The organism is Micromonospora sp. CB01531 (genome assembly GCF_001905095.1).
Taxonomy (GTDB): Bacteria; Actinomycetota; Actinomycetes; order Mycobacteriales; family Micromonosporaceae; genus Micromonospora.
This window is the reverse complement of the sequence record NZ_LWLS01000068.1, coordinates 41,437-53,780: the sequence shown is the minus strand read 5'-3', so window position 1 is coordinate 53,780 and position 12,344 is coordinate 41,437. Positions and strand designations below refer to the sequence as shown.

The 12,344-nt window shown below is 66.2% G+C and carries 13 protein-coding genes and 1 pseudogene; 7 read left to right on the top strand and 7 right to left on the bottom strand.

All coding sequences use genetic code 11. The features are described from left to right. Positions 1-214: 214 nt before the first annotated feature. Positions 215-937: a hypothetical protein gene (locus tag A6A27_RS17490; RefSeq protein ID WP_073835679.1), complete on the bottom strand. Its 723-nt coding sequence runs from the start codon at positions 935-937 to the stop codon at positions 215-217. Between the two features lie 443 nt (positions 938-1,380). Between A6A27_RS17490 and A6A27_RS17485 the strand changes: the two genes are divergently transcribed. The 4 genes from A6A27_RS17485 (at position 1,381) to A6A27_RS47515 (ending at position 4,549) form a co-directional block, all read left to right on the top strand. Beyond that, complete coding sequence (locus tag A6A27_RS17485; RefSeq protein WP_073835678.1) at positions 1,381-1,620, top strand: hypothetical protein; 240 nt, start codon at positions 1,381-1,383, stop codon at positions 1,618-1,620. A gap of 174 nt (positions 1,621-1,794) precedes the next feature. Further along, the gene (locus tag A6A27_RS17480) at positions 1,795-2,115 is read left to right on the top strand and encodes a hypothetical protein (protein ID WP_073835677.1); all 321 of its coding nucleotides are present in this window, start codon (positions 1,795-1,797) and stop codon (positions 2,113-2,115) included. 441 nt (positions 2,116-2,556) lie between these two features. Beyond that, positions 2,557-4,296, top strand: a complete 1,740-nt coding sequence (locus tag A6A27_RS17475) for a hypothetical protein (RefSeq protein ID WP_143194040.1) — start codon at positions 2,557-2,559, stop codon at positions 4,294-4,296. Between the two features lie 61 nt (positions 4,297-4,357). Further along, a complete protein-coding gene (locus A6A27_RS47515; RefSeq protein WP_073835675.1) occupies positions 4,358-4,549 on the top strand; it encodes a hypothetical protein in 192 nt (63 codons plus the stop codon). Between the two features lie 218 nt (positions 4,550-4,767). On the opposite strand, the gene A6A27_RS17465 is transcribed toward A6A27_RS47515, so the two are convergent. From A6A27_RS17465 to A6A27_RS17455, 3 genes are all read right to left on the bottom strand, one after another. Further along, a complete protein-coding gene (locus A6A27_RS17465; RefSeq protein ID WP_073835674.1) occupies positions 4,768-5,490 on the bottom strand; it encodes a hypothetical protein in 723 nt (240 codons plus the stop codon). 92 nt (positions 5,491-5,582) lie between these two features. Beyond that, complete coding sequence (locus A6A27_RS17460; protein ID WP_143194039.1) at positions 5,583-5,837, bottom strand: hypothetical protein; 255 nt, start codon at positions 5,835-5,837, stop codon at positions 5,583-5,585. A 74-nt stretch (positions 5,838-5,911) separates the two neighbouring features. Next, complete coding sequence (locus tag A6A27_RS17455; RefSeq protein WP_073835672.1) at positions 5,912-6,853, bottom strand: GDSL-type esterase/lipase family protein; 942 nt, start codon at positions 6,851-6,853, stop codon at positions 5,912-5,914. Positions 6,854-6,958: 105 nt separating this feature from the next. Here A6A27_RS17455 and A6A27_RS17450 point away from each other — a divergent pair, with 105 nt between their 5' ends. Next, the gene (locus A6A27_RS17450) at positions 6,959-7,702 is read left to right on the top strand and encodes an alpha/beta fold hydrolase (RefSeq protein WP_073835671.1); all 744 of its coding nucleotides are present in this window, start codon (positions 6,959-6,961) and stop codon (positions 7,700-7,702) included. Here the strand turns inward: A6A27_RS17450 and fxsT are convergent. From fxsT to A6A27_RS42230, 3 genes and pseudogenes are all read right to left on the bottom strand, one after another. Beyond that, complete coding sequence (gene fxsT, locus A6A27_RS17445; protein WP_143194038.1) at positions 7,637-9,964, bottom strand: FxSxx-COOH system tetratricopeptide repeat protein; 2,328 nt, start codon at positions 9,962-9,964, stop codon at positions 7,637-7,639. The genes A6A27_RS17450 and fxsT overlap by 66 nt on opposite strands. A gap of 137 nt (positions 9,965-10,101) precedes the next feature. Continuing rightward, positions 10,102-10,476 carry a hypothetical protein gene (locus A6A27_RS17440; RefSeq protein ID WP_073835669.1) on the bottom strand — a complete coding sequence of 125 codons (375 nt, stop codon included), beginning with the start codon at positions 10,474-10,476 and terminating at the stop codon, positions 10,102-10,104. Between the two features lie 149 nt (positions 10,477-10,625). Further along, positions 10,626-10,772, bottom strand: a pseudogene (locus tag A6A27_RS42230) (kinase); the annotation flags it as partial. Positions 10,773-11,096: 324 nt separating this feature from the next. On the opposite strand from A6A27_RS42230, the gene A6A27_RS17425 reads away from it, so the two are divergent. Together A6A27_RS17425 and A6A27_RS17420 are read left to right on the top strand one after the other, a co-directional pair. Beyond that, positions 11,097-11,468, top strand: coding sequence for a tyrosine-type recombinase/integrase (locus A6A27_RS17425; RefSeq protein WP_241825309.1), 372 nt, complete (start codon positions 11,097-11,099; stop codon positions 11,466-11,468). 65 nt (positions 11,469-11,533) lie between these two features. Continuing rightward, positions 11,534-12,262 carry a restriction endonuclease gene (locus A6A27_RS17420; RefSeq protein ID WP_198940344.1) on the top strand — a complete coding sequence of 243 codons (729 nt, stop codon included), beginning with the start codon at positions 11,534-11,536 and terminating at the stop codon, positions 12,260-12,262. Positions 12,263-12,344: the final 82 nt, after the last annotated feature.

The window sequence follows — 12,344 nt, the reverse complement described above, 5'->3', positions numbered from 1 at the left end:
CAGCGCACCCGATGGCCGAGGCGCTGGCCATGCGCCTCGCCGAGCGAGGCGACCAAGATTCTCGCGGAGGGCCATTGTTCGATACGGTCGGAACACCGCTCCTGACCTGATCACATGTCGAATGCATTGCCGTGGGACGAGCACACCTAGGACCGCCTGCGGCATGGCATGTCTTATCCCGGTGTTGAGAATTAGCCAGCTGCGGAATACCGGGCTAGCGTTTTGCCGTCTTCGGACGTTTCCTGGTGCTTTCACTCTCCAGGCCGCGCGGGTCGCGGTCGCGGGTTACCGTCACGGCGTCCTGGACGGCGCCCAGCAGCAGCGCGCCCGCGACGCCGACCACGGCGCCGGCTACAAACGTGTCGTACTGGACACGGCGCTCCTGGTCGATGTTGGCGCCATCGGCGGAGTACAGGGCCAGGTAGCCGAGCTTCGGTTCCTCCACGATCGGATAGTTGAACGTCAGGCCGACGTCCGCCTCCGTGTACGGCGAGAGCGCCGAACTCCATTGATAGCCCATTAGCGTCGGGTCGCGGAAGTTCACCCGCGCCATCGCTCCCGCCGCGATCGGCGTATCCTCGGTCACTACCAGCAGCGGGACCGAGCCACGGCAGGCTACTCTGCTGCAGTTCATGCCCGGCAACTCCAGCACGGTGGCCGCGGGATCACGGCCGGCGGCCAGGACGCTGCGGGGGACGTCGACGCCAGCGGTGAACGTAGTCGTTCCGTCGTTGGCGGACTTCCAGGCAGGCTTGAGTTCAAACCGAGTCCGCGCCATCGTGGCGCCCTGGCCGAACTCGTTCGCATGCGTGCAGCCGGGATCGCACTGCACCTCGGCGGCCAGGCCCGGAACGAGGAGGACGTCCGGCAGGACCACGAACACGTCAGCCGTGCCGCCGGGGTCCTTCGAGTCGCTCGTCCCGGTCACGGTGATCACGACGTCGCCGGGCCGGCCGAGCGGCGCCTGAATCGTCAGCCTTGCCGTGCTGACTGCCCGATCGGAGCCGATGGCGGCGACGGCAGGGGACGGGCGCGACGGCGGCGAGGCGGTCGGATACAGCCGCCACGAGACCAGCAGTGCCGCTACGCCACCGACGAGGTAGAGGACTGTGGGCAGGTACCGAAGCCACCCTCGGGCTCGACTACTACGGCCTGATCCCAAGGCGTTGCTCCCTTTCGATGCTCGGTGGGCGCCGCCATCGTAGCTACGGGAGCAAGATGGCGGCGGTGACCGCAGATCATCGACACCTACATGTACCGGATTCTGGACAGCGGCGAAGACCCTGTGGACGTACTCCTGAAGCTGATGGGGGCGCTGATCGAGCCACCGCCTTTGAGCACCTATGGTGCGTCGGCAAGCTGTACGGCAACTTCGGCCTGTTGTTCGACATCGTGGACGCCTACCCCGTCGACTACGGCGCCAACGCCGAGACGATCGCCATTTGCAAGATCCGCGACGCCGCCCGCGACTGGCTTGGCATACCCCGCACCGTCGAGGGCGTGGAGCACTACCTGCAGCAGTGGGATGCGAAGCTTGAAGCCCTACCGGCGATCTACGGAGGCCGGACAGTCCGGGGTAAGCCGGAACACGCGACGGATCTGCCACCCACGAACGCCTGAACCAGCCAGCCCGAACACAGGACGCCCTGGCAGAAACAAGATTGAGTGCGCTCATCTAGCCGCGATCCGAGCGTTACGGATCGTGACCGCTTGCGTCCGGAGGAACGTACGGACATGCCGATGAGCGTGCACTAGGGTGGACACTCGCAGGGCCGATGATCGGAGGGTCACTCCTTGCTGGACGAACTCTTCCGTACCGTGGCCGAGCTCTACGAGGAACACCGGCAGGCTGCCTTTCCGCGCCGGCTGGTAGTCACCGATGTAAATGGTGTCGAGATGGTAAGCCTTGATTCCAACGTCTCGGGTTGTGTCAGCATGTGGCTGAAGAACGGGGGCCGCATCGACGACCGGCGGTGGGGCGTTCTCGCGGATTGCGAACAGAAGCTCAACCGCGCGATTCCAGCCCTGGACGGCTACGAGGCGTCCTACTACCAGCGTCTGCTGGATATGACGGTCCTGACCCTGGAAAATCCCGAGGACACGCAGCCCGAATGACGGCGTCGCACCGGCACGGGCGTGCACGGAGGGTGCCCCGATACCCAGTACCCGGTACCCGGTAACGTCCTCGAGGATTTCACCACCGGTCGTCCGCCGACACGCTGACCCTCCAGCCACCGCCCAGCCGCACGCATCTGGCCGCCGACCTGCGCGCAAGCTTTGAGAAACGTCATGCCGCGTGAGGCGTCCAGCGCCGGCCGGTTCGCGAAACTGCGGAGTTGAGTACGCCGATCCGATCATGGATCACGGGTTGTCCGCCGCCGAGCCTATCCACCGACACAAGCAGGGCATCGGCGCCCTCACCAGCGTCCACAATGGATCAGCTTGGTGACTCGAAATTCTCTGAACAGGTTGCAATCTGTTGCTATAGACTGGCATCCACTACGACCAGAGTTGCTCAATTTGGTCTCCAGGATGCTGCGCCCAAGGAGACAAACCTTGACTGGCCCACCCGATCCCCAAGTCCGAGACTTCGAGCGTCAGTTAGACCAAGCTCTGGCTGCACGACCAGTAATGCAATCGGGCGGGACAGAAGCCCTGCGTCTCGCCGCCAACATCGTTGAGCATGCGAGCGCCGAGCACCCCGAGCTCGGTGCGCACCTCTCGCATGGCCTCCAGATCCTCGCTCCGACGCTGATCGGCAGGTCACCGGGGGCTGAAATCGACATCGCCACGCTGGTGTCCGACCTGGAGTTCGCCAGCCGATACCATCATTTGCGCGACCTGTTCTACTACACTTACAACGCTCCGGGTACCGTGTCGTGGACTTTTGACGCAGGTCGTATCGAGATCCGTTTCGCGGACGCGTCGCTTCCTCGACAGTTCTTCATTTCCTCCAACAGTTGGTTTGTGGAATCGATGGAGGCATTTTCCGACAAGACTCGTGCGGAAAAAACAAAGGAGCTCCTGCGCGGGCAACCCGAGTTCGAGTTAACACCGGAGGTGCTTGAAGCGGCAGAACTCATCGAAGCCGAGGTGCAACAGAAGGTCCGGCTGTACTTCGATCTTATCTCCGACTCGACGGTGACGGTCGGCGAGTACACTTATCGAGATTTTGTCGCGGTGTATAGAGCGCTGCTCGCAAAGGCGCTTTATCATCGCTACCATTCGGACGCGAATGGTGCGCGAGGCGCATTGTCGATGCCGCTAGACATACTCGTGAGCGACCTCGAAGCGTCGGCGCCAAGTGTTCCCGCGGCTACCGCGAGACAAGTAGTGACCGACATTGCATACGGCTCGACGGCGCGCCGAAAGCGCCTCAATCCGGTCTACTTCTCCTTGTATCATCTTCCCGAGACCGACGAAATTCTCATGCTGCCGCACCACTTCGCCGTATGGGAAGGATATATCAGCTTCCTGAGGCTTGTGGCGCTCCGCGATCCGCAAGTGTTCTTGCGAAGTTTTAGTGGCCAGATCGGGGAATCCCTTGTGCGGCGCCTAGGTAACAGCTTCGAGGGCGCCGGCTTCCGGGTACGCACGAATACCCCCCTGGCTACCTACAGTGCAGAGCTCCCAGATATCGACTTGCTGGTCATCTCGGAAGAGCGAACGCTTGGTTATGCAGTTCTTGCTTGTGAGGTGAAAGCCCCGCTACCGCCTAGCTGGGCAAAGGATCAGCTCAGGGTCCTGGAGCCTGACAGTATTGCCAAGTCCTTCGGGCAGGTTGAACGCATAACCGCGTTTCTCGGATCAGATGAAGGCGTCGATTTCCTATGCAACCAACTACCTCGGGCCGGAATACCGGACTTTGACGAGTTTGCCATGCTGATCTGGACTGTCGTGGCTACATCAGACAACGCAGGTGCGTTCTTTGCTGACCGAGGAACAATTATCGACTACCGAACGCTGGAGCGGATTCTGAGGCGATGTGATGGTGACATGCTCTACGTCCTCACCGCGCTCAAAGAATTCCCCAACTGGGCCGACAGCTGCTTCGAACGAGCAATGGATTATGTCCGAGTTGGAGATCTGGACGTCTCGTACGAGGGTATTACCATCAAGCGCCTCATGGAATTTCCGCAGAATGAATTCCGGAGCGTGGACGTGGCGGAAATGATGGTACGCGGCATGCTGGAGGAAGGCCATCGGCCGTTGGACGTCTTCCGCGAGAGGGGCGTGGACTTTGAAGATGGGCGGGAGGCCGTTGCGTTTGGCGAAGACGGTGACGGCACTCGGTAGCTAAGCGACGTCTCGTAACCCCGACGACTGTCTGTTGAGGACGTTCGTCGAGGATGTCGGGGTGCAGGTGATCTGGGCGGTGCGTCAGGAGTGGATCTTTCCGTTCACCGGGCTGACGCCTGCCCAGTTCCGTCGGCTGGTCCGTCTGGTGGCCAAGCGTGGCTCACATTCACGTCACGCACGAATCACTCACAGAGACGGCGAGCCGGCGTTCATCGCGGCCCGCCGGGTCAACGGCGTGGATTCGCCATGACGCGACTCGGTCTTTTGGCATTGCTGTTAGCCGGGTTGATCGGCTACGGCATCGTAGAAAACCCGCCGACCCAACGCCTCGAAAGCGGGCTTGGCCGGTCCACGCCGCTCCGCAACACCCGATCGGCGGCGCGCGGGCCGCCGTGGGCGACGTTGCCGTGCCGTGAGGCTTCCTTTCGGCAAGCCCCACGGCGTTCTCGGCGGTAGGTACCGAAGCTGTTACGGGCAGGCCTGGCGCGGGGCGGTACGGTATGCGCCGCCGAGGAAGCCGATGAAGTTGGTCCGGCTCATGGCCTGTCCCGAGCCCCAGCCCCGGTTGAAGCAGGAGTAGTTCGTCTCGTTGGTCATTTCGACGTGCAGGTGAACCCCGGTCCAGCAGCTGTTCGAGGTGTAGTTCCCGACCGTGCCGACGCGGGTGTCCCACCGGCCGATCCATTGCCCGGCGCCGACGGTCGGGTTGACGTGGGTGTAGGTGACCCAGCCGATGCGGCTACTGCCCTCGTACAGGCCGACGACGACGGCGTTGCCGCCGCGGGCACGCGTCTGCTCGTACGTCTCGCCGCTGCGGGCCGCGCAGGCCAGGACCACGGTCTCGACCTTGGCGCTGATCGTGCGCCAGGTCTCGTTTGGCGCTGCGTACAGCAGCACGTCCTGGCCGGCGCTCACGCCGAGGTCGACGCTCCAGTCCCCGGCGTAGGGCATGCCGTTGCGGAAGGTGTGGTGGACGGTGGGCCAGCTGCATGCGCTGGAGGGGTATATCGCGCCGTTGCAGGCGCTGTCCCACACCGCCCAATTACCGTTGATCGGCGACCCGACCCACACCGAACTACGTGCGGTTGCCGCCGACGCCGGGGTGGCGGCCGAAAAGAGGATCAGGGTGATGGCGGCGATGACGGCGGTGCCGATCGCGCGGAGGGAACGCCACGTGCTTCGAGGGGACATCACTGCTCCTTCTGGGTTGGGCCGTTCGCGACGGCCGGCGGGTGTAACGGGACGACGGCGGTGGTGATGAGTTGCGGGCGCGGGATCGTTCGTCAGCACCGGGCGCCGGGCCATGGCTTGCGGACGGTCGTGGTGCCGGTCCAGGATCTGGTGACGCAGTCGCTGCCGACCGAGGCGTTGTAGGGTCCGTTGACCTGGACCCACGGGCTGCAGCTGAAGTAGCAGCTGCGCTCGAAGCGGTTCAGGACGGTGGCGGCGTTCGCCGGGGCGGTGAGCCCGACGAGGATCGTTGGCGTGACGAGCAGAGCGGAGAGGCCGACTCGTCGGGTTCGGGTGCGTCGTTGCATGGTGCTGTCCTTCACTGGCGTGATTGCGTTCGAGCTGGCAGAGCCCGGGTGCGTCGGGGTTCGGAGACGAGGGGTCAACTGCGGCTCGGGAAGTTGCCCCGCATGTGGTTCCAGAGGGTGCCGGCCATGGTGAGATAGCCGGTACTGCTCGGGTGGAAGGCATCGCTGAGTTGGCCGCCGCTGCCCGAGACGAGGCCGTTCATGCTTTGGATCGCCTCCGGTGTGGTCGAGCAGACACCGGTGGGGTCGTAGGCGATGCGGCGCATGCGGCCGTCAAGGTGTTCCTCGCGTATCGGAGGTCGGACGTCCACGAAGGCGATGTCGCCGGGTCGGCCGTGCACGGCGACCTGCCGGTTCGCCTCTCGGACGGCCCAGTAGGTGGTATCGCCGAGCCGGACCGAGGATTCGTTGGCGCGGCGGGCGACCAGGTGCACGCCGTACCCCTCTTTCGGGCACTGGCGTTCGGTCCAGCCTGCCGGGTCGGCGTAGAACACCGGGTAGGTGAGCACGTAGAGGCGCCCGCTGGCCGGCATTGCAACGCGGACCGCAACGTAGGTGGCGACGAGCTGGCGGTAGAAAGCGTCCCAGTCGACGGTGTCGCTGGACGGGCAGCCACCGAGGGCGAGGCAGTGGGTGAGCCAGGTGGCGAATCCGGCGTCGTTACCGCCGATCGTCATGGTGACCAGGTCCGCGCGAGTGACCGTGGCGATCTGACCGGTGCGAACATCCGCGGTCCGTGCACCGCTACAGGCGGCGTGGACGAACGCCACCCCGTACCCGTGATGTTCCATGATCCGGCGTGCCCGCCCCGCGTACGACTCGTCGGGTTCGCGCAGGCAGGGTGGTTGCCCGGCCGCCATGCCGCCGACGCCGGCTGAGAAGCTGTCGCCGAGGGCGACCCACTGCACCCGCGCACCGTCCTCCGCAGCGAGGCTCGAAGCGAAGGCCGGCGCCGGCATCAGGGCGAGGACGAGGATCGGTAGGAGAGCCCGGATGAGAAGGCGCGTGAATGTCATGGTTCCGGTTCTACGGGCCCCGTCGGTTGTCCGTGCCGGACGGCGGATTACGCGGGTAAGCCGCCGTCACCGGCGGACAACCCGTTGCCGTTCCGATCATGGCGGATGACCCTGATCTGGAAGCCGGCGCGCCAACCGCGGGGCACGGCGGTGCTGCTGCACGGCGCGATGGCCTCGTCGGCGACATGGTGGCGAATCGGCCCGGCCTTGGCCGCCGCCGGTTGGTGGACGACTGCAGTGGACCTGCCTGGGCATGGCGCTGGGCCACGGCTGCGGGCATCGGATGGCGTCGCTGATTTCGTAGCGTTGACGGCTGCCCTGATCCCGCAGCGGGTGGACGTGCTGGTCGGCCACAGTCTCGGTGCCGTCGTCGGGCTCATGCTCGCGGATCGGGCCGAGGCCCTGGTGCTGGAGGACCCGCCGGACGGCGCCGGTACCGACCCGGCACGACGCCGGACTGACCTGCGACGGGATGTGGGAATGGTGCGGGGCGATCGCAACGCCGCGGCCCGTCGCATTCGCCTACAGCATCCCGACTGGTCCCACCACGACGTCGCCCACACCGTCGACGGGTACCTCGCTGCGGATGTTGACGGGCTGAGCGCGCTTCTCGGGCCGGGGCTGCGCTGGGACCTGCCCGCGCTGGTCGCCGCCGCCGCAGTACCCGTGCTGGTGCTCACCCCGCCGGTGGGCGGTGCGCTCCGCGAAGGGCGCACGACGGTGCGGGCTCTTGTCGGTGTCGAGCGGTTCATCGAGCTGGACGGTGGGCACTGCCTGCACCGGTCACGGCCCGCGCAGTGGCTCGGGGCGGTGTCCGGGTTCCTGAACGTGGTCGTTCCCGATTGCTGAAGTGGGATCGCCAGCGGCCGCGCCGCGAGCCTGTGCCAGGGCTGCTTCGGACCTGCGGGTGTCCGGGTGGGCGGGGCCCAGCAACCGACGACGGCTTCGCAGCGTCGCCTGGTACATGGTGTCGGCATCCGCGGTGCGGCCGATCTTCTCGTAGGCGCCGGCCAGCAGGTGCTGGGTGTGCAGTGTGTCAGGATGTTCCGAGCCGAGGATGCTTCTCCTGCTCGCCAGCGTCGCCTCGTAGCAGGTGACAGCGTCCTCGCTGCGGCCGACAGCCAGGTATCCGCCAGCAAGGTTGTGCTGGGACTGCAGCGTGTCGGGATGGGTGGGGCCTAGCACCAGGAGACGGCTGCCCAGCGTCGACTCGTACAGCGCCAGCGCATCGTCGTGCTTGCCGAGGGCTCGGTAACACCCTGCGAGGTTGTTGCGGGACTGCAGCGTCTCCGGGTGGTCTGCGCCGAGGACCCGTTCGCGGGCGGCGAGTGTCGAAGCGGTGAGCGTGAGGGCTTCCTCGTACCGGCCGGTTTCGCGGTATCCGAGCGCCACATAACTGGCGTTGGCGAGGGTGTCTGGATGGTCCGGGCCGAGCAGGCGGCGGCGGGCGTGCCAGGTGGACTCCCCCAACTGCATCGCCTCGGCATACCTTCCCGCGGACCACAGTCCGCCGGCGAGCCGGTACATGGCAGTGACCGTGTCGGGACGCTCCGGGCCGAGGATTCGGTTCAGAGCGTCCGCGGCCTGTCGCAGCAGCGCGAGCGCGGAGGAGTACCTGCCCTGTCCCCGCTGATACAGGGCGCACAGGCCGAACAGCTCGGCGGCACGCACGACGAGATCGTCCGGCAGGCTCGGCAGCATGCGCAGCAGGCCGGCAAGCGCTTCGATGTGCGGGACCAGTCGGCCCCACCGCGGCCACGATTTGACCGAGCTTTCCGGATCTCCCGTGGGGAGGGCGGCCAGCAGAAGGTCGACGGCGGCTGCGCGGTGTCCACTTCCGGTGTGGTGCGCTCGGATCACGGTCTGCACGAGGCGGTGCACGCTGACCTCCGGCCCCGAGCGGGCGATGAGGCTGTACGAGGCAGCCACGGCGAGCGCATCGTCGACCGCGACGGCATCCCCGCCCGCCCGGCTGAGGACCTCGACGGGCACCGCTTCCGGCGCGAAATACGCCATCACATCCAGCAATGCGACGGAGAGCGGGTCGTCAGCCCGCATCGCCTCGATCGTCACCAGCCACGTACGGGCGACCGGGGCGTCTGCCGGGTGAGCCAACGCGCGTACCCCGAGCACCGCGGTCGGCTGCTCGGCGAGCCGCCGCTGGTACTCCGCCGCCGTGACGTGGCCGCGCTCCACTAGATAGGCCCCGGCGTGCGTGAGCGCCAGCGGCAGATCTGCCAGGTCGGCCGCCAGCTGCTCGATCTCGGCCCGTTCGCCGTGGCGCGTCGACCGCTCGAGGATCACGTTGACGCTGTCTTCCCGCCGCAGCACGTCGAGCCGCAGGGGCGCCAGCGCCAGCGCGTCCCAGTCCAACTCGCGACGGCTCGTCACGATGACCCGACCGCGGACGGCGGCGGCGAGCGTGGCCGCCACCGTGCCCGGCTCGGTCACGTTGTCCAGGACGAGAAGCCAGTCGTCGTGGGACGCGAACCAGCGCAGAGCCCACGCCGCAGCGTCAGCGGCGCTTCCCGAGGCCGGCCAGTCCGGCTGGACGGTGCGGGCGAACTCGGCGAGTCCCTTGGTCAGGTTTTCCTCGGTGTCGGCGGTCACCCACCACAGCGGCGCGTATCGGGAGCGGTTCCTCTCCACGTACTGAAGGGCCAGTTCGGTCTTGCCGACACCACCCAACCCGTACACCGCGGCACCCACTCGCTGACCACTGGGCTCAAGAAGCCGGTGCAGGGCGTCCAGGGCCCTGCTTCGGCCGAGAAACACGCCGGCTGGTCGCCGCGGCAGATTCGACAAGCGGGCGAGTTCGCTGGACCGTGGCGGCGCCGTCGTCCCGTCCCGAAGGTCCCGGTTCCGCTCCCACTCCAACCGATACGCGTTGGGGTCCTGCCGGCAGGACGACACGTAGGCAACCACCGTCTCCCACGTCGGCAGGTGATCACCGCCGGCTGCCTCGGACAACGCGGTGCTCGACCGGCCCGTCTGGCGGGCCATGGCGTCGTACTTGGGGTTGCCGGCCTCGCGCCGGGCATCTCGTAGCCGTTGTGCGAACGCGTGCAGTGGGTCCAGATCCGGGTAGAGGGGCCGTTCCGGGCGAGGCATGACCGCTCCCTGCTGTACGTATGGCACCACCAGGGCCAAGACCAGCAACCCTTGTCGTAACTGTGCAATCACGACCGGTGACACCAGCGTACCGCCGGTGGTCCAGCCAACGCTGAACCACCGTGCAGCACCGCAGGTCACACACGGATCGCGATACAGGCAATCTGCCGGGGCCACCCGTCGAAGTCGTCGAACGCCCCACAGACGTAGTTGCCGGTCCCCACCCAGCGATTGATCGTCCAGTACCCGGTCTCACAGCGCTCGGCCTGGGCGTAGAAGCCCTGGGTCCAGGCTTCGAACTTGCCGCATCCGTAGGACATCTTGGCGGCGGTTCCAGTCTGGATGTAAATCGAACTGACCCACTGGGTGCCGTTGCTGGTGTTCTTAGCACCGGTTTGGACGTTGATTATCACGGACCCGCCCATGGCCCAGACGCTGTCCGCGTGTGCCGGCTGCTGAAAGGCGACGATCACGGCGGCGGCCATCACCGTGGCGGTCAACGCTGCGCCCACTCGACGGGCGCCTCGCCGAACCCCTCGAACGATGGAATCCATCTGCGCTCCTCCTCAATCTGCGTCGACTGCCGGCGAGTCGGATCTACGCCGGCCTGCCATCCGTTGTAGACGGCCCGCGGATTGTCCAGCCGTTCCGGCGGTCTACTGCCGCCGGTCTCGTCGATGACGAGTTCGCCGGGCCAGCCGAGGATGTCGTGCGCGCTGTACCAACTGGTCATGTTCTCGGCAGTGAACTCGCTGACCTCAGGGCGGGTGGCGTGCCGGCGCAGGGTCTCCGGCAGGGACACCACCAGTGGCTTGCAGTATCCACCTCAGCACTGACAGTTATTGACATGGATGCGGCGGGCGGCGCCTGACGAGCGACAGACGTCGCTCCCCTGGCCGAGCTGGCACAACGAGGACACGTGGTGCCCCGCGCTGTCGCTGTGGGTGCTACAACACGCGCCGGCCGCACTGCGGGAGACCGACGCGTCGGCCGAGTTGCACGACCACGTGCGGCTACTTGCCCAGCCCAACGCCGATCGGTGGGACCGTTAGGCCAGGCTCGAACTGCGTACGCAACCACCCGCAGACTGGCAGACGCCGACGGTCTGCGGGAGATCGATGGGCTAACCGCTGTGCGGGGCGGTGATTCCGGCGAGCGTCAGCTCGAACTGCTCGTGCAAGTACCGGGCCCGGGTACCCAGTGGCGGCTCGCCGTCGGCGACTCATGGCCACACACCGGGTTGTTCTTCGTCCGTCCTGACGGTCACGGCTGGCATCCCAACGCGGTCACCCAACGGTTCCGCCGCCTGGTACGCCAAGGCGGGCTGCCCCCGATCCGCCTGCACGACCTGCCCCACAGCGCGGCCACGATCGCCCTCAGTGCCGGAGTCGACGTCAAAGTCGTCTCCGAACAACTCGGCCACTCCACCACCACCCTGACCCGCGACACCTACCAAAGCGTCATTATGGATACACCTACCTCAGCGGGTAGCGGCTCTCGATGAATACCACTGGCGGGCCGGCTGACCTCGACGTGTGGCACAACCTGCTTCCTGCCATACTGCCGGCCGTGAACAGCACGGGCAGCGGGCCGCAACGCCCGGCCCCCCGGCAGATCCAGACGTGGCAGGATGCCGAGCACAACGCCGCCGCCTGGATGCGGTACTGGGGCTACCGAGATGCACAGGCGAAACCGGGAGGCGCCGATGGCGGGATCGACGTCCATGCCTCGGACGCACTCGCTCAGGTCAAGTACCAGGCGATCGCTGTCGGCCGGCCCGCGCTGCAGCTGCTGTTCGGTGCCCGTGGCCATGCCATCCATAAGCAGCTGATCTTCTTCACCGGCAGCAACTACACCTCAACTGCTGTCACGTACGCCGACGAACACGACATCGCTCTGTTCGTCTACTCACTCGACGGCTCCATGGCCGCTGTGAACCCCAGCGCCTGGCGCCTCAGCACCCAATACCCTCGACCTTCCGAAGAACCAATAGCCGAAGCCAAGGCCTCAACCGATCCGCCTCCATCCGCGCGCCTGTTCACGCCAGCCACCACGGCTGCGCCCGATGCGTGGGGGTCGCAACCCGCGCTGAAGCCTTCAGGCCCTGTCAGCTTGGCGATCCTCCTGACACCCTTGCTGATGTGCCTTGTCGGTGCCACGACGATCGGGTTCTTCTCCCAGAACCCAGACCTCGCGCCTCCATGGCTCAGGCAGGTGTGGGCTACCTGGATGACGGTGGCATGCCTGGGCTCTTTGCCGGCCCTCTTGGTCGCTCGCGTTCTTTCCCGACGGCAGTGACAACTTGACGACTTACCAGCGCTCCCATCCTGACCGAACGGCTAGGAAGGCGGCCACGTCGCCTCCTGGGGCTAAGTGCTGC

What these genes read in the sequence shown, in the direction of transcription:
- fxsT (WP_143194038.1), bottom strand. Translation starts at nt 9,964, where the DNA reads ATGCCTCGCCCGGAACGGCCCCTCTACCCGGATCTGGACCCACTGCAC.
- A6A27_RS17460 (WP_143194039.1), bottom strand. Translation starts at nt 5,837, where the DNA reads ATGCAACGACGCACCCGAACCCGACGAGTCGGCCTCTCCGCTCTGCTC.
- A6A27_RS17465 (WP_073835674.1), bottom strand. Translation starts at nt 5,490, where the DNA reads ATGTCCCCTCGAAGCACGTGGCGTTCCCTCCGCGCGATCGGCACCGCC.
- A6A27_RS17455 (WP_073835672.1), bottom strand. Translation starts at nt 6,853, where the DNA reads ATGACATTCACGCGCCTTCTCATCCGGGCTCTCCTACCGATCCTCGTC.
- A6A27_RS17450 (WP_073835671.1), top strand. Translation starts at nt 6,959, where the DNA reads ATGACCCTGATCTGGAAGCCGGCGCGCCAACCGCGGGGCACGGCGGTG.